Here is a 23509-nt window from a genome sequence, read left to right on the forward strand (position 1 = left end):
CTCCTGGAGAGTGGTTCTGTACGCCTTACAGATCGGCGCCAGGTGATCTTTGCTGGGAAGCCGGCCGGTCCCCGGGGCAACGGGAGTGGCTCCTGTTGCCCCAGAGGCTGCCGGTGACAAGCCTAAAGCGTGTACTCCGAAGAGTTACTCGCCCTTGGCCTTCGCGATGATCTCCTCGGCGACGTTCCGGGGAACCTCGGCGTAGGAGTCGAACTGCATCGAGTAGCTGGCGCGACCCGAGGTCTTGCTGCGGAGGTCGCCGACGTAGCCGAACATCTCCGACAGGGGCACGAGGCCCTTGACGATCTTGGCTCCGTGACGGTCCTCCATGGCCTGGATCTGGCCACGGCGGGAGTTGATGTCGCCGATGACGTCACCCATGGACTCCTCCGGCGTGGTGACCTCGACGGCCATCATCGGCTCGAGGAGCACGGGAGAAGCCTTGCGCGCGGCCTCCTTGAAGGCCTGCGAGCCGGCGATCTTGAAGGCGAGCTCGGAGGAGTCGACCTCGTGGTAGCCACCGTCGAGAAGCGTGACGCGGACGCCCGTCATCTCGTAGCCGGCCAGGATGCCGAACTGCATGGCCTCCTGCGCACCCGCGTCCACCGAAGGGATGTACTCCTTCGGCACACGACCGCCGGTGACCTTGTTCACGAACTCGTACGCCGGGCCGTCGGCCTCGGTGATGGGCTCGATCGCGATCTGCACCTTGGCGAACTGACCGGTACCACCGGTCTGCTTCTTGTGGGTGTAGTCGTGACGCTCGACGGCCTTGCGGATCGTCTCGCGGTACGCGACCTGCGGCTTGCCGACGTTGGCCTCGACCTTGAACTCGCGCTTCATACGGTCGACCAGCACCTCGAGGTGCAGCTCGCCCATACCGCCGAGGATGGTCTGGCCCGTCTCCTCGTCCGAGTGAACGTGGAAGGAGGGGTCCTCCTCCGCGAGACGCTGGATGGCGACACCCAGCTTCTCCTGGTCACCCTTGGACTTGGGCTCGATGGCGACCTGGATGACCGGAGCCGGGAAGTCCATGGACTCCAGGATCACGGGCTGCTTGTCGTCGCACAGCGTCTCACCGGTGGTGGTCTGCTTCAGGCCCATCACGGCGACGATGTCGCCGGCGCCCACCGAGTCGATCTCCTCACGCTTGTTCGCGTGCATGCGGTAGATCTTGCCGATGCGCTCCTTCTTGCCCTTGACGGAGTTCAGCACCGCAGTGCCGGCCTCCAGGCGGCCCGAGTAAACCCGGACGAAGGTGAGCTTACCGAGGTGCGGGTCGCTCATGATCTTGAAGGCGAGCGCGGCGAGGGGCTCCTCGTCGGACGGCTTGCGCTTCACGACCGTCTCGGCGTCGCGGACGTCGTGGCCCTCGATGGCCTCGATGTCCAGCGGCGACGGCAGGTAGCGGACGACGGCGTCGAGCAGGGGCTGGACGCCCTTGTTCTTGAACGCCGTGCCACAGAACACCGCGGTGATCGTGGGCTCGCCCTTGCCCTTGCCGGAGCCGAGGATGATGCGACGGACGGCGGCGTGCAGCTGCTCCTCGGTCGGCTCGTCGCCGTTGAGGAAGAGCTCCATGATCTCGTCGTCGTTCTCGGCGACGGTCTCGACCAGCTTGCCGCGCCACTCTTCAGCGGTCTCGGTGTGGCTGGCCGGGATGTCGACGATGTCGTACATCTCGCCCTTGGTCGCCTCAGCGGACCAGACGAGCGCCTTCATGCGGACGAGGTCGACGACACCCTGGAAGTCGGCCTCGGCACCGATGGGGAGCTGCATGACGATCGGGACGGCGCCGAGGCGGTCCTTGATCATGTCGACGCAGCGGTGGAATTCGGCGCCGGTACGGTCGAGCTTGTTGACGAAGCAGATGCGCGGGACGCCGTAGCGGTCCGCCTGACGCCAAACGGTCTCGGACTGCGGCTCCACACCGGCGACACCGTCGAACACGGTGACGGCACCGTCGAGGACGCGGAGCGAACGCTCCACCTCGACCGTGAAGTCAACGTGACCCGGGGTGTCGATGATGTTGATGGTGTGGTCGACGTCCTCGAGCGGCCAGTGGCAGGTCGTCGCGGCGGACGTGATCGTGATGCCGCGCTCCTGCTCCTGCTCCATCCAGTCCATCGTGGCAGCGCCGTCGTGGACCTCACCGATCTTGTAAGACACACCGGTGTAGAACAGGATGCGCTCGGTGGTGGTCGTCTTGCCCGCGTCGATGTGGGCCATGATCCCGATGTTGCGGACCTTGGCCAGGTCAAGCGAAGTGGTAGCCATAAGGCTTCGGTCTTCTCTCGGTCTCGATGTGGGGTGGGACTACCAGCGGTAGTGCGCGAAGGCCTTGTTGGACTCGGCCATCTTGTGCGTGTCCTCGCGCTTCTTGACGGCAGCGCCAAGACCGTTGGAGGCGTCGAGCAGCTCGTTCATGAGGCGCTCGGTCATGGTCTTCTCACGACGGGCGCGGGAGTAACCCACGAGCCAGCGGAGGGCCAGGGTCGACTGGCGACCCGGCTTGACCTCGACGGGGACCTGGTAGGTCGCGCCACCGACACGGCGGGACTTGACCTCGAGGGACGGCTTGACGTTCTCCAGCGCGCGCTTCAGCGTGATGACCGGGTCGTTGCCGGTCTTCTCGCGGAGGCCTTCCATGGCGCCGTAGACGATGCGCTCGGCGGTGGAGCGCTTGCCGTTCAGGAGGATCTTGTTGATGAGCGACGTCACCAGAGGAGATGCGTAGACCGGGTCGATGATGACCGGGCGCTTCGGGGCGGGGCCCTTACGAGGCATTCTTACTTCTCCTTCTTGGCGCCGTAGCGGCTGCGGGCCTGCTTGCGGTTCTTGACAGCCTGGGTGTCAAGCGCACCGCGGATGATCTTGTAACGAACACCCGGCAGGTCCTTCACACGGCCACCACGCACGAGCACGATCGAGTGCTCCTGCAGGTTGTGTCCCTCACCCGGAATGTAAGCGGTGACCTCGATGCCGGAGGTCAGACGCACACGCGCGACCTTACGGAGCGCCGAGTTCGGCTTCTTCGGGGTGGTCGTGAACACACGCGTGCAGACGCCGCGACGCTGGGGCGAGGCCTCGAGCGCGGGAGTCTTTGTCTTCTCGACCTTGTCCTGCCGGCCCTTACGGACCAGCTGCTGGATCGTAGGCACTACTTCTCCGGTTTCTGTGTGCCGTGTAGTGAAGCTAACCTGGAACTTTGCCGACCCACGCGGTCGGGTGTGTCGGACCCTGCACACTTCCACCGAGGTGAGAGGGGCACGGATCGCGGTGTGGTCTTCTCGGCTCACCGCGGGTCTTAAGCGCACGCGGGAGCCCAGGGCACACCCCAGGCACAAGGTCAGAGCGTACCTACCTCACAGAGGTAGGTCAAAACAAATGCCCAGCACGAAAACCCGCCGCGCGCAAGCGGGAGGGGGGCCGTTCGGCCCGGCGGCCCGCCCCGGCGCCCTAAACTGACACCTTGCCCGGGCGCTGGGCGCCCGCGAGTCGATCAGCAGGGAGCAGCACATTGGGGACCGTGGCACCCGAGCCGACCACAGTCGACGCCCGGCCCCCGGCTCCGGACCGCCCGTCGGCCGTCCGCCGGTCCGTCGGCCGGTCCGTCCGCCGCTCGGTCCGCGGATCCGCCCGCCTGCGCGGCCCCCTGCTGGCCTTCCTCGTGACCGTGACCGCCTTCTGCGCGGCCTGGGTGGCGCGCGGCACGTTCCCCTTCGGCAACACCGGGCGGGCCGTCAACGACCAGGCCAACCAGTACGTGCCCTTCCACCGGGCGCTGTGGGACCTGGTCCACGGGCAGGCCGCCGGCGACCTGCTCTTCACCTGGCGCGGCGGATTCGGACAGCAGTTCCTGTCCGACTACCACACCTACCTCGGCAACCCGTTCTCCTGGCTGGCCGTCCTGGTCCCGCGCGCCCACGTCGACCTCGCCGTCTTCGCGGTCACCCCGCTCACGATGGGCACCGCGGCCGCCGTGATGACGGTGTACCTCGGCAAGCTGCACGCCGGCCCGTGGTGGCAGCGCGGCGTGCTCGGCGCGACGTACGGCCTGTGCGGCTGGGCGCTCAGCGACGCCTCGTACATCCCGATGTGGCTCTGGGGCCTGGTCGCCCTCCCGATGCTCGGCATCGCCGTCGAGTGGTGCCTGGAGGGGCGCCGCTGGCCGGGTGCGACCCTGCTGGTCGCGCTCGCCTGGTTCGGGAACTTCTACACCGCGATGATGGCCACGATGGCCGCCTGCGTTCTGCTGGCGATCCGCCTCGCCACCCGCGACACGACGGGCCGGGACCGGCTGCTGGCCCTGTGGCGGGCCGCGACGGCCGCCGGGACCGGGATCCTGCTCACGCTCCCGCTGCTGCTGCCGTCGTTCCTGTCCAGCGGAGCCGCGCAGCCCACCAAGGCCGCCGCCTTCGACCCGGTACGGATCGAGGTCTTCTTCGCGGGCATGCTGCCGGCCACGCACCTGTGGGGCGGCCGCCCCCGGCTCTACGTGGCCTCCCTCGGCCTGATCCTGGCCGGCTCCTTCCTCCTCAACACCGCCGTCGCGCGCCGCACCCGCCTGGTGTGGGCGGTCGCCACCGCGCTGGTCCTCGCCTCCTTCCAGTTCCCGCCCACGCAGTACGTGTGGCACGGGCTGGCGGTGCCGAACGGCAACCCGTACCGCGAGACCTTCGTCTTCAGCGGGATGGTGGTGGTCCTGGCCTGGCTGGCACTGGCCAACCGGCCGCGGCCGCGGCACCTGGCCCTGATGGCCGCCCTGCTGGTCGCCGCCACCTTCGTACTGCGCCGCACCGACGACTTCGGCGGCTGGACCTGGCCGGCGGTGCTCTGCGGCGGGGGCGTCTCGCTGCTGGCCCTGGTCCTGCTGCGGCTGGGCGAGAAGCGCCGCTTCCTGGTCCCGGTGGCCGCCGTGCTGATGATCGGCGTCGTCCTCGCCGAGTCCACCGTGGCCGCGGCCGGCGCCGACGCCCGCCGGGCCCGCGAGCGCTGGGCGAAGCCGGTCGCCACCTCGAACCAGTCGATCGCCCGGCACTTCGACGCCGTCCGCGGCGTCGAGGACTGGCCCGCGTACCGCACCGACTCGGGCGCGCCGCAGACCGCGTACAACGACGCCCTGGCGCTGCGCGCGGAGGGGCCGCAGTACTACAGCAGCTACCTCCCCGAGGCCACCTACCGGGCGCTGGAGCCCCTGGGATACGGCTTCAAGAACGACGGCCGGACCTTCTTCGGCTCCGACAACCCGGTGCTCGACGCGATCTTCTCGATCGGCGCGCGGGTCAGGCCGGGCACCGCCCCGAACAGCTGGACGAGCGAGAGGTTCCCGGCGCCCCCGCTGGTCACCGTCCGCACCGCCCCGTACGCCTCCCCCAACCCGGCCGGCAGCGTCTACGCCCGCCAGGAGACCGTCCTGGGCGCCACGGTCTACGAGGTCCCGCAGGTCACCCGCGGCGGCGACCCCGAGGTCCAGACGTACGCGGCCCGGTGCCGGCCCGGCTCCGAGGCCTACTGGTACTCCCCCGCCCTCTACGGCACCCTCCGCGCCGGCGACACCGAGAAGCCGCTGGAGGACGAGATGACGGGGGTGACCCCGCTCGGCGCCGTCCCCGCCTCCGGCAAGGTCGACGTCACCGTGCGGACCCGTACGAAGGGCGCCGACGCGGGCGCCCACCCGCTGGGCTGCCTGGACCGGACGGCCCTCGGCTCTGCCGTCGACCGCCTGAAGGCCACCGGCGCCACCGCGGTCGAGGTCGGCGGTCACTCGATCGAGGCCACCGTCCCCGCGAACACCCGGGGCACCGCGGTCATCGCCACCACCGCCGTCCCCGGCTGGAGCTGCTCGGCCCCCGTCAGGCCCTTCCACGGCCTCCTGGCCGTGGACCTCCCCCCGGGCACGGACAAGGTCTCCTGCACCTTCACCCCGAAGGGCCTCACCCCGGGCCTGGCAGCCGCCGCCCTGGCCCTCCTGACCCTCCTGGCGGTCCCGGCAGCCACCCGCTTCCGACGCCGGCGCTGACCCGCCGTCGCGCCCCCGGGGGACACCCCGGGGGACGCGGGCACGAAGAAGCCCCCCGCCACTCCTCTCGGAGCAGCGGGGGGCTTCTTCTTACGAGTTCTCAGCCGTTGTACGGGCCGTAGTCGTAGTCCTCCAGCGGGACGGCCTGGCCGGAGCCGGTGCCGAAGGGCGAGTAGTCGATGTCGTCGTAGCCGACGGCCGAGTACATCGCGGCCTTCGCCTCCTCGGTGGGCTCCACCCGGATGTTGCGGTAGCGGGCGAGGCCCGTACCGGCCGGGATGAGCTTACCGATGATGACGTTCTCCTTGAGGCCGATCAGGGAGTCGGACTTGGCGTTGATCGCCGCGTCCGTCAGGACCCTGGTCGTCTCCTGGAAGGACGCCGCCGACAGCCACGACTCGGTCGCGAGCGAGGCCTTGGTGATACCCATCAGCTGCGGACGGCCGGAGGCGGGGTGACCGCCCTCGGTGACCACGCGACGGTTCTCGGTCTCGAACTTCGACCGCTCGACCAGCTCGCCCGGCAGAAGCTCCGCGTCGCCGGACTCGATGATCGTCACGCGGCGCAGCATCTGCCGGATGATGATCTCGATGTGCTTGTCGTGGATCGACACGCCCTGCGAGTTGTAGACCTTCTGGACTTCGCCGACCAGGTGGACCTGGACGGCACGCTGGCCGAGGATGCGCAGCACGTCGTGCGGGTTGGTGGCACCCATGGTGAGCTTCTGGCCCACCTCGACGTGGTCGCCCTCGTGCACGATGACCTTGGCGCGCTTCGAGATCGGGAACGCCGTCTCGTCGCTGCCGTCGTCGGGCGTGATGACGATCTTCTTCGTCTTCTCGGTCTCCTCGATCCGCACGCGGCCGGCGGCCTCGGAGATCGGGGCGACACCCTTCGGGGTACGGGCCTCGAAGAGCTCGACGACACGCGGCAGACCCTGCGTGATGTCGTCACCGGCCACACCACCGGTGTGGAAGGTACGCATCGTCAGCTGGGTACCGGGCTCACCGATGGACTGGGCGGCGATGATGCCGACCGCCTCACCGATGTCGACCAGCTTGCCGGTGGCGAGGGAGCGTCCGTAGCAGAAGGCACAGGTGCCGACCGCGGACTCACAGGTCAGGACCGAGCGGGTCTTGACCTCCTCGACGCCGTTGGCGACCAGGGCGTCGATGAGCACGTCACCGAGGTCGACGTTGGCCGGCGCGATGACCTTGCCGTCGATGACGACGTCCTCGGCCAGCATGCGGGCGTAGATCGAGGTCTCGACGTCGTCGGCCTTGCGCAGCACGCCGTCCTCGCCGCGAACGGCGATCTTCAGCTTCAGACCGCGCTCGGTGCCACAGTCCTCCTCGCGGATGATCACGTCCTGCGAGACGTCCACCAGACGACGGGTCAGGTAACCCGAGTCGGCGGTACGCAGGGCGGTGTCCGCCAGACCCTTACGGGCACCGTGCGTGGAGATGAAGTACTCCAGAACGGTGAGGCCCTCACGGAAGGACGCCTTGATCGGACGCGGGATGGTCTCGTTCTTCGCGTTCGACACCAGACCACGCATACCGGCGATCTGTCGCATCTGCATCATGTTTCCTCGGGCACCCGAGTCAACCATCATGAAGATGGGGTTCGTCTTGGGGAAGTTCGCGTTCATCGCCTCGGCAACCTCGTTGGTCGCCTTGGTCCAGATCGCGATGAGCTCCTGCGTGCGCTCGTCCTTGGTGATCAGACCGCGCTCGTACTGCTTCTGGACCTTCTCGTCCTGCGCCTCGTAGCCCGCGACGATGGCCTTCTTGGCCTCGGGTACGACGACGTCGGAGATGGCCACGGTGACGCCCGAACGGGTCGCCCAGTGGAAGCCGGCCGCCTTCAGGTTGTCGAGCGTCGCCGCCACGATGACCTTGGGGTAGCGCTCCGCCAGGTCGTTGACGATCTCGGAGAGCTGCTTCTTGCCCACCGAGTAGTCGACGAACGGGTAGTCCTCGGGCAGCAGCTCGTTGAAGAGCGCGCGGCCCAGGGTGGTGCGCAGGCGGAAGCTGTCGCCCGGCTGGAACTCCTGCTCGCCCTCTTCGGCGACCGGCGGCACCCAGCCACGCGGCGGGATGGTGCCCACCGGGAAGCGGATGTCGACGGACGACTGCAGCGCGAGCTCGCCGGCGTCGAACGCCATGGTCGCCTCGGCCGTCGAGCCGAACGCGCGGCCCTCGCCCTTGGTGTCACGGAGCTCACCGTCGGTGGTCAGGAAGAACAGACCGAGGACCATGTCCTGGGTCGGCATCGTGACCGGACGGCCGTCGGCCGGCTTGAGGATGTTGTTCGAGGACAGCATCAGGATGCGGGCCTCGGCCTGCGCCTCCGCGGAGAGCGGCAGGTGCACGGCCATCTGGTCACCGTCGAAGTCCGCGTTGAACGCGGTGCAGACGAGCGGGTGGATCTGGATGGCCTTGCCTTCGACCAGCTGGGGCTCGAAGGCCTGGATGCCGAGGCGGTGCAGCGTGGGCGCACGGTTCAGCAGGACCGGGTGCTCGGCGATGACCTCTTCGAGCACGTCGTACACGACCGTGCGGCCGCGCTCGACCATGCGCTTCGCCGACTTGATGTTCTGCGCGTGGTTCAGGTCGACCAGGCGCTTCATCACGAACGGCTTGAAGAGCTCCAGCGCCATGGCCTTGGGCAGGCCGCACTGGTGCAGCTTCAGCTGCGGACCGACGACGATCACGGAACGCGCGGAGTAGTCCACACGCTTACCGAGAAGGTTCTGACGGAATCGACCCTGCTTGCCCTTCAGCATGTCGCTGAGGGACTTCAGCGGACGGTTGCCGGGGCCCGTCACCGGGCGGCCACGACGACCGTTGTCGAAGAGGGCGTCAACGGCCTCCTGGAGCATGCGCTTCTCGTTGTTCACGATGATCTCGGGGGCACCGAGGTCGAGAAGGCGCTTCAGGCGGTTGTTGCGGTTGATCACGCGGCGGTACAGGTCGTTCAGGTCGGAGGTCGCGAAGCGGCCACCGTCCAGCTGCACCATCGGACGCAGGTCCGGCGGGATGACCGGCACGCAGTCGAGCACCATGCCCTTGGGCTTGTTGCTGGTCTGCAGGAACGCGGAGACGACCTTGAGGCGCTTGAGCGCACGGGTCTTCTTCTGGCCCTTGCCGGTACGGATGATCTCGCGGAGGCGCTCGGCCTCCTCCTCGAGGTCGAAGGACTCCAGGCGCTTCTGCAGCGCGGCGGCGCCCATGCAGCCGTCGAAGTACGTGCCGAAGCGGTCACGCAGCTCGCGGTAGAGCAGCTCGTCGCCCTCGAGGTCCTGGACCTTGAGGTTCTTGAAGCGGGCCCACACCTCGTCGAGGCGGTCGATCTCGCGCTGGGCGCGGTCACGGAGCTGCTTCATCTCGCGCTCGGCACCCTCGCGCACCTTGCGGCGCACGTCGGCCTTCGCACCCTCGGCCTCGAGCTCGGCCAGGTCGGACTCGAGCTTCTTGGCACGGCCTTCGAGGTCCGCGTCACGGCGGTTCTCGATCTGCTGGCGCTCGACGGAGACGTGGGCCTCCAGCGACGGCAGGTCGCGCTGGCGACGCTCGTCGTCGACGAACGTGATCATGTACGCGGCGAAGTAGATGACCTTCTCGAGGTCCTTCGGCGCGAGGTCCAGCAGGTAGCCCAGGCGCGACGGGACGCCCTTGAAGTACCAGATGTGGGTAACGGGAGCGGCAAGCTCGATGTGGCCCATGCGCTCACGGCGCACCTTGGCGCGCGTGACCTCGACGCCACAGCGCTCACAGATGATGCCCTTGAAGCGGACACGCTTGTACTTGCCGCAGTAGCACTCCCAGTCCCGGGTCGGACCGAAGATCTTCTCGCAGAAGAGTCCGTCCTTCTCGGGCTTCAGGGTGCGGTAGTTGATGGTCTCCGGCTTCTTGACCTCGCCGTGCGACCAGGTTCGGATGTCGTCCGCGGTGGCAAGGCCGATCCGCAGCTCGTCGAAGAAGTTGACGTCGAGCACTGTGCGTCAATCCCTCTTTCGGGGTCGTGTCTCTTGATCAGTGGTCTGAACGGTCCCGGGGATGACGGGGGGCTCTGTTCGTGAGCCCCCCGTCAGGCCCGTCAGACCTCTTCGACGCTGCTCGGCTCGCGCCGGGACAGGTCGATACCGAGCTCCTCCGCCGCGCGGAAGACGTCCTCGTCGGTGTCGCGCATCTCGATGGACATGCCGTCCGAGGACAGCACCTCCACGTTGAGGCAGAGCGACTGCATTTCCTTGATGAGCACCTTGAAGGACTCGGGAATGCCCGGCTCGGGGATGTTCTCGCCCTTGACGATGGCCTCGTAGACCTTCACGCGGCCGGTGACGTCGTCGGACTTGATGGTCAGCAGCTCCTGGAGGGCGTAGGCCGCGCCGTAAGCCTCGAGCGCCCACACCTCCATCTCACCGAATCGCTGGCCACCGAACTGTGCCTTACCACCCAGCGGCTGCTGCGTGATCATCGAGTACGGACCGGTCGAACGGGCGTGGAGCTTGTCGTCGACCAGGTGGTGGAGCTTGAGGATGTACATGTACCCGACCGAGATCGGGTCCGGGAACGGCTCGCCGGAGCGGCCGTCGAACAGGCGCGCCTTGCCGGACGGGAGGACCAGGCGGTCACCGTCGCGGTTCGGGATGGTGTGCTCGAACAGGCCGGCGAGTTCGTCCTCGCGGGCGCCGTCGAACACGGGGGTGGCGACGTTGGTGCCGGGCTCGACGCGGTCGGCGCCGATGGCCTTCAGTCGCTCGGCCCACTCCTCACCCAGACCGGAGACGTCCCAGCCGCGGCTGGCGAGCCAGCCGAGGTGGATCTCCAGGACCTGTCCCGGGTTCATTCGGGACGGGACACCCAGCGGGTTCAGGATGATGTCGACCGGGGTGCCGTCCTCGAGGAACGGCATGTCCTCGATCGGGAGGATCTTGGAGATGACACCCTTGTTGCCGTGACGGCCGGCGAGCTTGTCACCGTCGGTGATCTTGCGCTTCTGGGCGACGTAGACGCGGACCAGCTGGTTCACGCCCGGGGGAAGCTCGTCGCCCTCCTCGCGGTCGAAGACGCGGACACCGATGACCTTGCCGATCTCACCGTGGGGGACCTTGAGCGAGGTGTCACGCACCTCGCGGGCCTTCTCACCGAAGATCGCGCGGAGCAGACGCTCCTCCGGGGTCAGCTCGGTCTCACCCTTGGGCGTGACCTTGCCGACCAGGATGTCGCCGGCGACGACGTCCGCACCGATGCGGATGATGCCGCGCTCGTCGAGGTCCGCGAGGACCTCCTCGGAGACGTTCGGGATGTCCCGGGTGATCTCCTCGGGGCCGAGCTTGGTGTCACGGGCGTCGACCTCGTGCTCCTCGATGTGGATCGAGGAGAGGACGTCGTCCTGCACGAGGCGCTGCGACAGGATGATCGCGTCCTCGTAGTTGTGACCTTCCCAGGGCATGAACGCGACGAGCAGGTTCTTGCCGAGGGCCATCTCGCCCTCTTCGGTCGCGGGACCGTCGGCGAGGACCTGGGACTCGACGATCCGGTCACCCTCGTTGACGATGACCTTCTGGTTGACCGAGGTGCCCTGGTTCGAGCGGGAGAACTTGGCGACGCGGTACGTGGTGTACGTGCCGTCGTCGTTGGCGACGGTGATGTAGTCGGCCGAGACCTCCTGGACGACACCGTCCTTCTCCGCACGGATCGAGTCACCGGCGTCGACCGCACAGCGGTACTCCATGCCGGTGCCGACGAGCGGGGCCTCCGCCTTGATGAGCGGAACGGCCTGGCGCATCATGTTCGCGCCCATGAGGGCACGGTTGGCGTCGTCGTGCTCCAGGAAGGGGATCATCGCGGTCGCGACGGACACCATCTGGCGCGGGGAGACGTCCATGTAGTCGACGTCGCCGCCGGCGATGTAGTCGATCTCGCCGCCACGACGGCGGACCAGGACGCGGTTCTCGGTGAAGCGCATGTCCTCGGACAGGGCCGCGTTGGCCTGCGCGATGACGAAGCGGTCTTCCTCGTCGGCCGTCAGGTAGTCGACCTCGTCGGTGACGACGCCGTCGATGACCTTGCGGTACGGGGTCTCGACGAAACCGAACGCGTTGACGCGGCCGTAGGACGCGAGCGAGCCGATCAGACCGATGTTCGGGCCTTCGGGGGTCTCGATCGGGCACATGCGGCCGTAGTGCGACGGGTGGACGTCACGGACCTCGAAGCCGGCCCGCTCACGGGACAGACCGCCGGGGCCCAGCGCCGACAGGCGGCGCTTGTGGGTCAGGCCCGAGAGCGGGTTGTTCTGGTCCATGAACTGCGACAGCTGGCTGGTGCCGAAGAACTCCTTGATGGAGGCGACGACCGGCCGGATGTTGATCAGGGTCTGCGGCGTGATCGCCTCGACGTCCTGGGTGGTCATGCGCTCGCGCACGACGCGCTCCATACGAGCCAGACCCGTGCGGACCTGGTTCTGGATGAGCTCGCCGACGTTGCGCAGACGACGGTTGCCGAAGTGGTCGATGTCGTCGGTCTCGACCACGATCGAACGGCCGGACTCGCCGATCGTCTCGGTCTCGCCGGCGTGCAGCTTGACCAGGTACTTGATCGTGGCGATGACGTCGTCGGTGGTGAGCACACCGGCGTCGAGCGGCTCGTCGGCGCCGAGCTTCTTGTTCACCTTGTAGCGGCCGACCTTGGCGAGGTCGTAGCGCTTGGGGTTGAAGTAGAGGTTCTCGAGCAGCGTCTGAGCGGCCTCGCGGGTCGGCGGCTCGCCCGGGCGCAGCTTGCGGTAGATGTCGAGCAGCGCGTCGTCCTGACCCTGGGTGTGGTCCTTCTCCAGGGTGGCGCGCATGGACTCGTACTCGCCGAACTCCTCGAGGATCTGCTCGGTGGTCCAGCCGAGAGCCTTCAGGAGGACGGTGACGGACTGCTTGCGCTTGCGGTCGATGCGGACGCCGACCATGTCGCGCTTGTCGATCTCCATCTCCAGCCAGGCACCCCGGGACGGGATGATCTTGGCGGAGAAGATGTCCTTGTCGGACGTCTTGTCGATGGAGGAGTCGAAGTAGACACCAGGGGAACGGACAAGCTGCGACACGACGACACGCTCGGTGCCGTTGATGACGAAGGTGCCCTTGTTGGTCATGAGCGGGAAGTCGCCCATGAAGACCGTCTGAGACTTGATCTCTCCGGTCTCGTTGTTCGTGAACTCGGCCGTGACGAACAGCGGAGCCGCGTACGTGAAGTCGCGCTCCTTGCACTCGTCGACGGAGTTCTTCGCCGGCTCGAAACGGTGGTCGCGGAAGGTCAGCGACATCGACCCGGAGAAGTCCTCGATCGGCGAGATCTCCTCGAAGATCTCTTCCAGACCGGACTTGGTGGGGACGTCCTGTCCACTCTCAAGCGCCGACTCGACGCGAGACTTCCAGGCGGCATTGCCGAGCAGCCAGTCAAAGCTCTCGGTCTGCAGCGCCAGGAGGTTCGGAACCTCGAGGGGCTCCTTGATCTTTGCAAAGGAGATGCGCAGCGGGGCGGTGCTGGCACCGTTGTTCGTATTGGTCGAGGCGTTGCGCGAGGCGGCCAAGAGGGGGTCCTTCCGAGGGCTCGGACTCACTACGCGCGTACCGGTCCCAGCAGACACAGAAGACAGGCCCCCCGATTCCGGCCCAAAAGGCCAGGTCAGGGCAGATCAATCAAGTGTGCTCAAGCGTGGGCATGTCCCTGGCGACGGGCAGGGGACAGCTAACAGGCAGCGCAAAGGGTCAGTGTAGCCACTCGGCTCACTGATGTCCAGACCAGGTTTCCGGAAACCGGCAACAGGCCTTCCCCATGTCGTTCAAACTGCGTCCAACGCTGCGGCGCCCCGCACACAGAGCGCGTATCAGTACTGCCCTCTTCGTAGTCGATCCATGCCTCGGATCTCGGATCGAGGCGGTCGACCTCTCGACGGGTCTGAGAATGCTGCGCCGCGTCCCGTTCGTCAAGGCCCCCTGCTCCGAGCGGATCATCTTCGGACCCTGCGTCGGGGCAACGATGATCACCCTACTCCCCAACGAGACCAGGGCAAGTCAGGCACTGCGGGTACGCCAAAGGGCGACCACCCTTACGGGTGATCGCCCTTGGTTGAGGCCTCAGGAGGGCCTCAGAGGTGTTACTTGACCTCGACGGCCGCACCGGCGCCCTTGAGGGCCTCGGCGGCCTTCTCGGCGGCGTCCTTGGCGACCTTCTCGAGGACCGGCTTCGGAGCGCCGTCCACGAGGTCCTTGGCCTCCTTCAGACCCAGGGAGGTCAGCTCGCGCACGACCTTGATGACCTGGATCTTCTTGTCGCCGGCACCGGTGAGGATGACGTCGAACTCGTCCTTCTCCTCCTCGGCCTCGACAGCGGCACCCGGGCCGGCCGGGCCGGCAACGGCGACGGCCGCGGCGGCGGTGACGTCGAACTTCTCCTCGAAGGCCTTCACGAACTCGGAGAGCTCGATGAGGGTCATCTCCTCGAACTGGGCGAGGAGGTCGTCCTGAGAGAGCTTCGCCATGATGGGCGATCCTTCCACTAATTCGGCAGGTGCCGATGTGTCTATAGAGGCGGGCGTAACGGCCCGCTACGACCCGCGCACTAGGCGGCGCGGATCAATGCGCGAGCCGAATTACTCGGCACCGCCCTGCTCGGCGAGCTTGACGCGAAGCGCTTCCGCGGTGCGGACGAACTTCGACGGCAGCGCCTGGAAGAGCGAGGCAGCCTGGGACTGCTTGCCCTTGAACGCGCCGGCCAGCTTGCTGAGCAGAACCTCGCGGGACTCGAGGTCCGCAAGCTTCTTGATGTCATCGGCGGAGAGCGCCTTACCATCAAGGACACCCGCCTTGATGATCAGGTTGGGGTTGTCCTTGGCGAAGTCACGCAGGCTCTTCGCCGACTCCACCGGGTCACCGGTGATGAAGGCGACCGCGGTCGGACCAGCGAAGTGCTCGTCCAGCGCGGTGATCCCGGCCTGGTTGGCCGCAATCTTGGTCAGCGTGTTCTTCACCACGGCGTACTGGGCGTTCTCACCAAGGGAGCGACGCAGCGTCTTGAGCTGCGCGACGGTGAGACCCCGGTACTCGGTCAGCACGGCGGCGTTGGAGCTCTGGAACGCGTCCTTGAGCTCGGCCACCGATGCAGCCTTGTTGGGCGTCGGCATGGTGCGTTCGCCTCCTTCCGGGTGATGAGGACCGCTCAGAAGGGGCTGAAAAACGAAACGCCCCGGCGCAGGCGCCAGGGCGTGGCTCAACCGGAACGAATTCCGGGAACCTTCCACAGTCACCTGCGCGGGTCGTCCGCATTCAGCGGATCCTTCGGCCACCGCCCCCTTGCGGGCACGGCAACGACCAGCGGTCTTTGGCTTCCGGGGAAGACTACGTGAAGGGTTCCGGTCGAGGCAAATCGGTCAGCCGCCGGGCGGCGGACCGGTCAGCTGCGAAGGCCGGGCAGCCCTGCGTCCCGCAGTGTCTTGTCGGCCTCCTCCAGGCTCTTGTCGGCCGCGTCCAGGTCCTTGTCGACCTGTTCGAGGTCGGCGTCGACGCCCTTCATCACGGCGTCGAAGGTGACGACCTGATCGGCCGGCGGCGGCTGGACGGCGGCGGGCTTGCCGAATTCGGAGAACTTCGCCGTGGTCTTCGACGTGCCCTTGCCGTCCGTGCTGGAGCTGTCGACGCGGACCGGGTAGCCGTCCTTGCCGATCCACAGGTCGATCTCGAAGGCGGTGATGTGCTTCACGGACTCGCGCAGGTACTGGCGGTTCTTCTCTTCCATGACCTTGGTGGTCTCGTCCGCCGTGACCAGGTCCGCGTTGGTGAAGCTGCCCTTGTAGTGCTGGGCGTCGATGCCGTCGGCCGCCTCGGCCCCGACGTGCGTGAGCTTCTTCTGGCCGAGCAGCATGGCCAGGTACTCGGCCGGGTCCTCGTTCAGCCGCACCCCCGGCTTGCCGTCCTTGGCCAGGTCCATCTGCATCCAGGTCTTGCCCTTGAGGGGCTTGTCCAGCTGGGTGTAGACGGTGTCGCCCATCATGATCGAGCGGGTGTCGGGCTCGCCGCCGCCCTCCTTGAGGATCACGTCGTGGCTGGACGGGTACCAGCCCTTCGTGCCGGACTGGCCGCTGGTCTTGCCGTCGGTCCCGACGGTGGACACCTCGGCCTTGGCGAACTTGGCGGCCACCGTCTTCAGGTAGGACGCCTTCACCGCCTCCACGGGGTCGTGGGCCTTGGCGTCGGCCCCCTTGCCCCCGCCCGCCCCGTCGGCCCCGGCGCCGCAGGCCGTGAGGCCGCCCACGAGAAGTGCGGTGCCGGCGATCGCCACCCCGGCCCGGGTCCGGACAGCCTTGTTCATCTGGTTCTCCCCCATACGTGCATCTACGTTCTGACCTGCGTGTCGCCGAAGGGCGCGGAAGGGGTCAGGCTCCCGCGCCGCCCTGGCCGCCCAGCTCCTTGAGCATGCCGAAGAGGTCGAAGGTCTCGCTCGCCGGCGGTGCCTGGACGGTGGCCGCGGACCCGTAGTCCGAGTAGTAGGCGTCCACGTTCACGGCACCCTGCGGCATCCCCATGGCGACCTTCATGTGGACCGGGTAGCCGTCCTTGTTCACCCAGACGTCCATGTCGTAGCCCTTGATGCCGGCCTTCTTCATGGCGTCGACCAGCTTGGCCCGCTCGTCCGCGGTCAGCGCGTCGGCCTTCTGGTTGGCGGCCAGCATCTCCTCGAAGCTCAGGGTGCCCTTGTAGTGCTCGGTGTCCGTCCCCTCGACCTTCTCGGCACCTACGTGCTTCACGTTCGGCGAGGCGAGCAGCAGGGCGAGCTGCTTGGCCGGGTCCTGGCTCTGGTCCATGCCGCCCATGCCGCTGAGCTTCTTCATGGCCTCGGCGTCGCCGGAGGCCTGGGCCGCGGCGGCGAGGTCCAGCTTCATCCAGCGCTTGCCCTCGGTGCCCGCGGACAGGGGCGAGTCGGCGGGCATCTCCATGAACATGACGTCGTTCGCCATGATCATGCGCATGGACTCGGCGCCCGCCCCGCTGAGCGCGCCGCCCTTCATGGTGATGTCCATGACGGTCGGGTCCCAGCCCTGGACGCCCGTCATCTCCATCGTGCCGCCACCGGCGCCGGCGCCGAGCGAGGCGGGCATCGACATCGTCATGCGGACCTTGGCCGACTTGGCGGCGGAGGTCTTCTTGTACGCCGCCGTGAGCGCCTCGGTGGCGCTGCCGCCGGCCGCGGGACTGCTCGGCTGCGCGGACGCCGCGGGGGCGGCCGCCTTGCCGGCGTCGTCCTTCTTGCCGTTCTCGCACGCCGTGGCGCCGCCCACGAGCAGCACGGCCGCCAGTGCGGCGCCGAGGGTCTTCTTCCGGTACGTCTTGGTCTGGTTCGACACTGAGGTCCCCCACCCCTTGCTTGATCGGTTCTGCAGGGCGAGCCTACGTTCCCCCCTCGCCGCACCGCGCGCCGATATGGCCGTGGCCGGGGGATGTGTGGCCTTTGACACGGGAACGGGCCCCCCGCCACCCGTGAAGGGGGCGAGGGGCCCGTGGAGCCGCTCGGTGAGCCGTCAGGCTCGGCCAAGTCAGACGGCAGCCGGGTCTTCCTCGACGAGGAGGTTCCGGGTGCGGTTCGGGTCCAGCTGGATGCCGGGGCCCATGGTGGTGCTGAGGGCGGCCTTCTTCAGGTAGCGGCCCTTGGCGGCGGACGGCTTCAGACGAAGGATCTCGTCCAGGGCCGCGCCGTAGTTCTCGACGAGCTGGTCGTCGGAGAAGGAGACCTTGCCGATGATGAAGTGCAGGTTCGAGTGCTTGTCGACGCGGAACTCGATCTTGCCACCCTTGATCTCGGTGACAGCCTTCGCGACGTCCATCGTGACGGTGCCGGTCTTCGGGTTCGGCATGAGGCCACGGGGACCGAGCACGCGGCCGAGGCGGCCGACCTTGCCCATGAGGTCCGGGGTGGCGACAACGGCGTCGAACTCGTTGAGGCGGTTGCCCTTGGCGATCTCGTTGATCAGCTCGTCGTCGCCGACGATGTCGGCGCCGGCGGCTTCCGCGGCCGCAGCACGGTCACCGGTCGCGAAGACCAGGACCCGGGCGGTCTTGCCGGTGCCGTGCGGGAGGTTCACGGTGCCGCGGACCATCTGGTCGGCCTTGCGCGGGTCGACACCCAGGCGGAAGGCGATCTCGACGGTGCTGTCGAACTTGGTGGAGGAGGTCTCCTTGGCGAGACGGACGGCCTCGAGCGGGGCGTAGAGCTTCTCCCGGTCGATCTTGGCGTCCGCAGCGCGGAGAGTCTTGCTGCGCTTCACTTCTGCTCCTGTGTTGTGGCTTCAGGCATGGAGTCGTGGTGCGGACCAGCGCTTGGTCCTACCACTGATGGTGCGAGGGGGTGGCTGGATCAGCCTTCGACGGTGACGCCCATCGAACGCGCGGTGCCGGCGATGATCTTGACGGCCGCGTCGATGTCGTTGGCGTTCAGGTCGGGCATCTTCAGCTCGGCGATCTCCTTGACCTGGGCAGCCGTGAGCTTGGCGACCTTGGTCTTGTGGGGCTCGCCGGAGCCCTTCTCGATGCCCGCGTGCTTCAGGATGAGGCGCGCGGCCGGCGGAGTCTTGGTGATGAAGGTGAAGGTGCGGTCCTCGTAGACCGTGATCTCCACCGGCACGACCATGCCACGCTGCGACTCGGTCGCGGCGTTGTAGGCCTTGCAGAACTCCATGATGTTGACGCCGTGCTGACCGAGCGCGGGGCCGACCGGCGGAGCCGGGTTGGCCGCACCGGCCTTGATCTGGAGCTTGATAAGCCCCGTGACCTTCTTCTTCTTGGGAGGCATTGCTCTCTCCGGGTCCTAGTGAGAGTTTTCAGCCGCCGATCCGGTCATCCGGATGGAGGCATACCGCACCACGATAACGGGTATCAGTGCGGGGCTAAAAACCGAGCAGGTCAGACCACCCTTGAGGGGTGGCCTGACCTGTCCGGAAGCTGTGGCTCAGAAGCCGTGACCCACGCGGAGTGGATCAGTTCTTCTGGATCTGGTCGAAGCTGAGCTCGACCGGGGTCTCGCGACCGAAGATCTCGACGAGGCCCTTGACCTTCTTCGAGTCGGGGTTGATCTCGTTGATGGTCGCCTGGAGCGTGGCGAACGGGCCGTCGGTGACGGTGACCGAGTCGCCGACCTCGAAGTCCAGGACCTCGATGGTGCGCTTGACGGCGGGCGCGGGCAGACCGGCCTCTTCCGCGGCGGCCTTGGCCGCCTTCTCCTGCGCCTCCGGGGCGAGCATCTTGACGATCTCGTCCAGGGTCAGCGGGTACGGGTCGTACGCGTTGCCCACGAAGCCGGTGACGCCGGGGGTGTTGCGGACGACGCCCCAGGACTCGTTCGTCAGATCCATGCGGACGAGAACGTAGCCGGGCAGCTTGTTCTGCCGGACGTTCTTGCGCTCGCCGTTCTTGATCTGGACGATCTCTTCCTCGGGCACCTCGGCCTGGTAGATGAACTCCTCGACGTTCAGCGAGACGGCGCGCTGCTCCAGGTTGGCCTTCACGCGCTTCTCGTAGCCGGCGTAGGTGTGGATCACGTACCACTCGCCGGGCAGGAGGCGCAGCTCCTCGCGCAGGGCCTGGATCGGGTCGACCGGCTCGGCGGGCTCGGCCTCTTCGGCCTCCTCCGCGATCTCGGCGTCGTCGGCGGCCTCTTCGAGCTCGGTGTCGGCCTCGACCTCGTCCGCCTCGTCGTCGGAGACGTGCAGCGCGGCCTCCTCGGCGGCTTCACCCGCCTCGACGTCGGCGAGCTCGGCCTCGTCGGGGTCCACAGCGTCTGCCGCCTCGACGATGTCGAGCTCGTCCTCGACGGACTCGACGGAGTCGTGGCTCGCGTTCAGGTTCGGGTCAGACACGGTGGCTGCTTCTTCCTGGAAAAAAGGTGGTGGAACATGCGAAAAGAGGCGGCACCCATCAAGGCGCCGCCCTCCGCGGGGATCAGCCGAAGACGAACTTGATGGCTTCCTGGAACCCATAGTCAATCACGGTCACCAGACCGATCATGATGACCACGAAGACAATCACCACGGTGGTGTACGTCGTGAGCTGGTTGCGAGTGGGCCAGACAACCTTGCGGAGTTCCGCGACAATCTGGCGGTAGAAAAGCGCGAGACGGCCCAGAGGACCCTTCTTGCCGCGCTTGCCGCCCTTGCGGGCCTTCTTCTCGCGCGTCTCGTCCTCGGCGTCAGGCATGTCGATGGAGCCCAGGGCGTCCGTCACGTCTCTCACCTGAATCCGGGTCGTGGCCGTACCGCGCCCGGTTGCGCCGCACGGCGTTGCATCTAAGTACGTACCTGCGCACACACATCCGAGAAGGAGTGTGGAGCAGGGCCGGAGGGACTCGAACCCCCAACCGCTGGTTTTGGAGACCAGTGCTCTACCAATTGAGCTACGACCCTTTGCGTCCCCCAACCTACCGCATCCGGGCGAGTGCACGGAGTGCTCACGCTTTGCAGCGGCTGGCGAGGTCCAACGACAGGTGAGTGTACGTGAACTGGACCGTGACGTCGAACAGCACCCGGCCTGACATGCTCCAGTCCGTTGACTGAAACGGTGTGCGGCGCCTCTTCGCGGTCTGGGACGATTGCCCGTATGACCTCTGCAACGCCTTCCTCCGAGCGCCGGGTGTCCGCCCGTATCGGCGCCATTTCCGAGTCCGCCACCCTCGCCGTGGACGCCAAGGCCAAGGCCCTCAAGGCCGCCGGACGCCCGGTGATCGGCTTCGGCGCGGGCGAGCCCGACTTCCCGACCCCGGACTACATCGTCGAGGCCGCGGTCGAGGCCTGCCGAAACCCCAAGTACCACCGCTACACGCCGGCCGGCGGTCTGCCGGAGCTGAAGGCCGCCATCGCCGCCAAGACGCTGCGCGACTCCGGTTACGAGGTCGAGGCGTCGCAGGTCCTGGTGACCAACGGCGGCAAGCAGGCGATCTACGAGGCCTTCGCGGCCGTCCTGGACCCGGGTGACGAGGTCATCGTCCCGGCTCCGTACTGGACCACCTACCCGGAGTCGATCCGTCTCGCCGGCGGTGTCCCGGTCGAGGTCGTCGCCGACGAGACCACCGGCTACCGGGTCTCGGTCGACCAGCTGGAGGCCGCGCGCACCGAGCGCACGAAGGTCGTCCTGTTCGTCTCCCCGTCCAACCCGACCGGTTCGGTCTACAGCGAGGCCGACGCGAAGGCGATCGGCGAGTGGGCCGCCGAGCACGGCCTGTGGGTGCTGACGGACGAGATCTACGAGCACCTGGTCTACGGCGACGCGAAGTTCACCTCGCTGCCGGTCCTGGTCCCGGCCCTGCGCGACAAGTGCATCATCGTGAACGGCGTCGCCAAGACGTACGCGATGACCGGCTGGCGCGTGGGCTGGGTCATCGCCCCGCAGGACGTCATCAAGGCGGCGACGAACCTGCAGTCGCACGCCACCTCCAACGTCTCCAACGTGGCCCAGGTCGCCGCGCTGGCCGCCGTCTCGGGCAACCTGGACGCGGTCGCCGAGATGCGCAAGGCCTTCGACCGCCGCCGCCAGACGATGGTCAGGATGCTGAACGAGATCGACGGCGTCTTCTGCCCGACCCCCGAGGGCGCGTTCTACGCGTACCCGTCGGTCAAGGAGCTCCTCGGCAAGGAGATCCGCGGCAAGCGCCCGCAGACCTCCGTCGAGCTGGCCGCCCTGATCCTGGACGAGGCCGAGGTCGCGGTCGTCCCGGGCGAGGCCTTCGGCACCCCGGGCTACCTGCGCCTCTCGTACGCCCTGGGCGACGAGGACCTGGTCGAGGGCGTGTCCCGCATCCAGAAGCTCCTGGCCGAGGCCAAGGCCTGACGCGGCCCGCAGCCATGACCTGAGCGGCGGCACCCCTGAGGGTGCCGCCGCTTTTTCGGCCCCGCCGGCGTGTGAGGCGCGGGGTCCGGGCAGCGCCCGGCAGGCCCCGGCGCAGCGGATCCGCACCCGCTCACGCGTTCGCGCAAGCCCCCGATCGGTAAAACCCCCTCCCGCCGAGCGCAGCGGTACGGCAGGATCACCAGATGGAGCACGCACGCGATCTCACGCTTCTGCCGAAGGCCCACCTCCACCTGCACTTCACCGGGTCGATGCGACCATCGACCCTCCTGGAGCTCGCCGACAAGTACGGCGTGCGGCTGCCCGACGCCCTGACCGCCGGGGAACCTCCCAAGCTGCGCGCCACCGACGAGCGCGGCTGGTTCCGCTTCCAGCGGCTCTACGACGCCGCCCGTTCCTGCCTGCGCGAGCCGGAGGACATCCGGCGCCTGGTCCGCGAGGCCGCCGAGGAGGACGTCCGGGACGGCAGCGGCTGGCTGGAGATCCAGGTGGATCCGACCTCCTACGCCCCGCTGCTCGGCGGGATGATCCCGGCCGTCGAGATCATCCTCGACGCCGTCGACGCCGCCTCCCGCGAGACCGGCCTCGGCATGCGGGTCCTGATCGCCGCCAACCGCATGAAGCACCCCCTCGACGCCCGGACCCTGGCCCGCCTCGCCGTGCGCTACGCCGACCGCGGCGTCGTCGGTTTCGGCCTCTCCAACGACGAGCGCCGCGGCATGGCCCGCGACTTCGACCGGGCCTTCGCGATCGCCCGCGACGGCGGCCTCCTGGCGGCCCCGCACGGCGGCGAGCTGACCGGCCCGTCCTCGGTCCGCGACTGCCTCGACGACCTGCACGCCGCCCGGATCGGGCACGGCGTACGGGCCGCGGAGGACCCCCGGCTGCTGAAGCGGCTCGCGGACCGGCAGATCACCTGCGAGGTCTGCCCCGCTTCGAACGTCGCCCTCGGCGTGTACGAGCGGCCCGAGGACGTCCCGCTGCGCACGCTGTTCGAGGCCGGGGTGCCGATGGCGCTGGGCGCGGACGACCCGTTGCTGTTCGGGTCCCGGCTGGCGGCGCAGTACGAGATCGCCCGCCGCCACCACGGCTTCACGGACGCGGAGCTCGCCGAGCTGGCCCGCCAGTCGGTGCGCGGCAGCGCCGCGCCGGACGGGGTGCAGGCCAAGCTGCTGGCCGGGATCGACCACTGGCTCACCGGGTGAGCCGCAGGTCCCCCTCGTAGCAGTCGGCGCGCACCCGGCGGCCGTCCGGGAAGCCGATCTCCAGGTGGGTGCGGCCCTGTTCGGGCAGCGCGAACTCGGCGACCGAGGAGACGGTCTCGCCCAGGTGCCGCAGGAAGGGGTGGTCGCCGAGGTCCTCGCCGACCTCGATGCGGCCCCACTCCCCCATGTCGTACGGCGCGTGGGGCGGGGCGGACTCGACGATGAGGCACTGGTCGGACCCGGTGGTGATCCGGATGGAGTCGCCGACGCTGTCGATCAGCCAGACGTCGAGGGGGGACTCGGAGCGTTCGCCGTCACTGACGTGCCAGGACGCGACGACCCTGCTGAGCGTGCGACCCACGAGCCGAGTGGGGTCCGTACCGGCCCCGTGACGGGGACAGA

General features: G+C 68.0%; 17 protein-coding genes and 1 tRNA gene. 3 read left to right on the forward strand and 15 right to left on the reverse strand.

The window, feature by feature from the left end:
- Positions 1–144: 144 nt before the first annotated feature.
- Genes fusA through rpsL form a run of 3 tightly spaced genes read right to left on the reverse strand, consistent with a single transcriptional unit; the run spans position 145 to position 3161 of the window.
- Positions 145–2277, reverse strand: a complete 2133-nt coding sequence (gene fusA, locus IG86_RS0127235; protein ID WP_030026471.1) for an elongation factor G — start codon at positions 2275–2277, stop codon at positions 145–147.
- A gap of 39 nt (positions 2278–2316) precedes the next feature.
- Complete coding sequence (rpsG, locus tag IG86_RS0127240; protein ID WP_007265894.1) at positions 2317–2787, reverse strand: 30S ribosomal protein S7; 471 nt, start codon at positions 2785–2787, stop codon at positions 2317–2319.
- A 2-nt stretch (positions 2788–2789) separates the two neighbouring features.
- The gene (gene rpsL / locus IG86_RS0127245; protein ID WP_007265893.1) at positions 2790–3161 is read right to left on the reverse strand and encodes a 30S ribosomal protein S12; all 372 of its coding nucleotides are present in this window, start codon (positions 3159–3161) and stop codon (positions 2790–2792) included.
- Positions 3162–3529: 368 nt separating this feature from the next.
- Between rpsL and IG86_RS0127250 the strand changes: the two genes are divergently transcribed.
- Positions 3530–6022 carry a YfhO family protein gene (locus IG86_RS0127250; RefSeq protein ID WP_244306095.1) on the forward strand — a complete coding sequence of 831 codons (2493 nt, stop codon included), beginning with the start codon at positions 3530–3532 and terminating at the stop codon, positions 6020–6022.
- Between the two features lie 100 nt (positions 6023–6122).
- Here the strand turns inward: IG86_RS0127250 and IG86_RS0127255 are convergent, their stop codons facing one another.
- From IG86_RS0127255 to IG86_RS0127305, 11 genes are all read right to left on the reverse strand, one after another.
- Positions 6123–10022: a DNA-directed RNA polymerase subunit beta' gene (locus tag IG86_RS0127255; RefSeq protein ID WP_030653599.1), complete on the reverse strand. Its 3900-nt coding sequence runs from the start codon at positions 10020–10022 to the stop codon at positions 6123–6125.
- Between the two features lie 101 nt (positions 10023–10123).
- Positions 10124–13606, reverse strand: a complete 3483-nt coding sequence (rpoB, locus tag IG86_RS0127260) for a DNA-directed RNA polymerase subunit beta (RefSeq protein ID WP_030026653.1) — start codon at positions 13604–13606, stop codon at positions 10124–10126.
- 567 nt (positions 13607–14173) lie between these two features.
- Positions 14174–14557 (reverse strand): 50S ribosomal protein L7/L12, encoded by a 384-nt coding sequence (gene rplL / locus IG86_RS0127265; protein WP_030825971.1) that lies wholly within the window; start codon positions 14555–14557, stop codon positions 14174–14176.
- A 111-nt stretch (positions 14558–14668) separates the two neighbouring features.
- A complete protein-coding gene (rplJ, locus tag IG86_RS0127270) occupies positions 14669–15199 on the reverse strand; it encodes a 50S ribosomal protein L10 (protein ID WP_030653597.1) in 531 nt (176 codons plus the stop codon).
- A 269-nt stretch (positions 15200–15468) separates the two neighbouring features.
- On the reverse strand, positions 15469–16383 hold the full coding sequence (locus IG86_RS39100; RefSeq protein WP_157854901.1) for an SCO4651 family lipoprotein: 915 nt from the start codon (positions 16381–16383) through the stop codon (positions 15469–15471).
- 64 nt (positions 16384–16447) lie between these two features.
- Positions 16448–17416, reverse strand: a complete 969-nt coding sequence (locus tag IG86_RS0127280) for an SCO4651 family lipoprotein (RefSeq protein ID WP_030900358.1) — start codon at positions 17414–17416, stop codon at positions 16448–16450.
- Between the two features lie 189 nt (positions 17417–17605).
- The gene (rplA, locus tag IG86_RS0127285; protein WP_030653588.1) at positions 17606–18334 is read right to left on the reverse strand and encodes a 50S ribosomal protein L1; all 729 of its coding nucleotides are present in this window, start codon (positions 18332–18334) and stop codon (positions 17606–17608) included.
- Between the two features lie 89 nt (positions 18335–18423).
- Positions 18424–18858 (reverse strand): 50S ribosomal protein L11, encoded by a 435-nt coding sequence (gene rplK / locus IG86_RS0127290; RefSeq protein ID WP_030026644.1) that lies wholly within the window; start codon positions 18856–18858, stop codon positions 18424–18426.
- Positions 18859–19042: 184 nt separating this feature from the next.
- Positions 19043–19921 (reverse strand): transcription termination/antitermination protein NusG, encoded by an 879-nt coding sequence (gene nusG / locus IG86_RS0127295; protein WP_030825979.1) that lies wholly within the window; start codon positions 19919–19921, stop codon positions 19043–19045.
- An 82-nt stretch (positions 19922–20003) separates the two neighbouring features.
- Complete coding sequence (secE, locus tag IG86_RS0127300) at positions 20004–20285, reverse strand: preprotein translocase subunit SecE (RefSeq protein ID WP_030825982.1); 282 nt, start codon at positions 20283–20285, stop codon at positions 20004–20006.
- A 106-nt stretch (positions 20286–20391) separates the two neighbouring features.
- Positions 20392–20464: transfer RNA gene (locus IG86_RS0127305), tRNA-Trp, on the reverse strand.
- Positions 20465–20657: 193 nt separating this feature from the next.
- On the opposite strand from IG86_RS0127305, the gene IG86_RS0127315 reads away from it, so the two are divergent.
- Positions 20658–21884: a pyridoxal phosphate-dependent aminotransferase gene (locus tag IG86_RS0127315; RefSeq protein ID WP_030825991.1), complete on the forward strand. Its 1227-nt coding sequence runs from the start codon at positions 20658–20660 to the stop codon at positions 21882–21884.
- 203 nt (positions 21885–22087) lie between these two features.
- Positions 22088–23107: an adenosine deaminase gene (locus IG86_RS0127320; RefSeq protein ID WP_030900361.1), complete on the forward strand. Its 1020-nt coding sequence runs from the start codon at positions 22088–22090 to the stop codon at positions 23105–23107.
- Here the strand turns inward: IG86_RS0127320 and IG86_RS40175 are convergent.
- Positions 23097–23468: a hypothetical protein gene (locus tag IG86_RS40175; protein ID WP_234308926.1), complete on the reverse strand. Its 372-nt coding sequence runs from the start codon at positions 23466–23468 to the stop codon at positions 23097–23099. The two genes, IG86_RS0127320 and IG86_RS40175, sit on opposite strands and share 11 nt — an antisense overlap.
- Positions 23469–23509 lie beyond the last annotated feature (41 nt).

The sequence above is a fragment of the Streptomyces virginiae genome, assembly GCF_000720455.1.
GTDB lineage: Bacteria > Actinomycetota > Actinomycetes > Streptomycetales > Streptomycetaceae > Streptomyces > Streptomyces virginiae.

Coding starts and splice junctions, on each gene's coding strand:
- rplK (WP_030026644.1), bottom strand. CDS start 18,858: ATGCCTCCCAAGAAGAAGAAGGTCACGGGGCTTATCAAGCTCCAGATC.
- IG86_RS0127315 (WP_030825991.1), top strand. CDS start 20,658: ATGACCTCTGCAACGCCTTCCTCCGAGCGCCGGGTGTCCGCCCGTATC.
- fusA (WP_030026471.1), bottom strand. CDS start 2,277: ATGGCTACCACTTCGCTTGACCTGGCCAAGGTCCGCAACATCGGGATC.
- IG86_RS39100 (WP_157854901.1), bottom strand. CDS start 16,383: ATGAACAAGGCTGTCCGGACCCGGGCCGGGGTGGCGATCGCCGGCACC.
- rplL (WP_030825971.1), bottom strand. CDS start 14,557: ATGGCGAAGCTCTCTCAGGACGACCTCCTCGCCCAGTTCGAGGAGATG.
- rpsG (WP_007265894.1), bottom strand. CDS start 2,787: ATGCCTCGTAAGGGCCCCGCCCCGAAGCGCCCGGTCATCATCGACCCG.
- rplJ (WP_030653597.1), bottom strand. CDS start 15,199: ATGCCGACGCCCAACAAGGCTGCATCGGTGGCCGAGCTCAAGGACGCG.
- IG86_RS0127320 (WP_030900361.1), top strand. CDS start 22,088: ATGGAGCACGCACGCGATCTCACGCTTCTGCCGAAGGCCCACCTCCAC.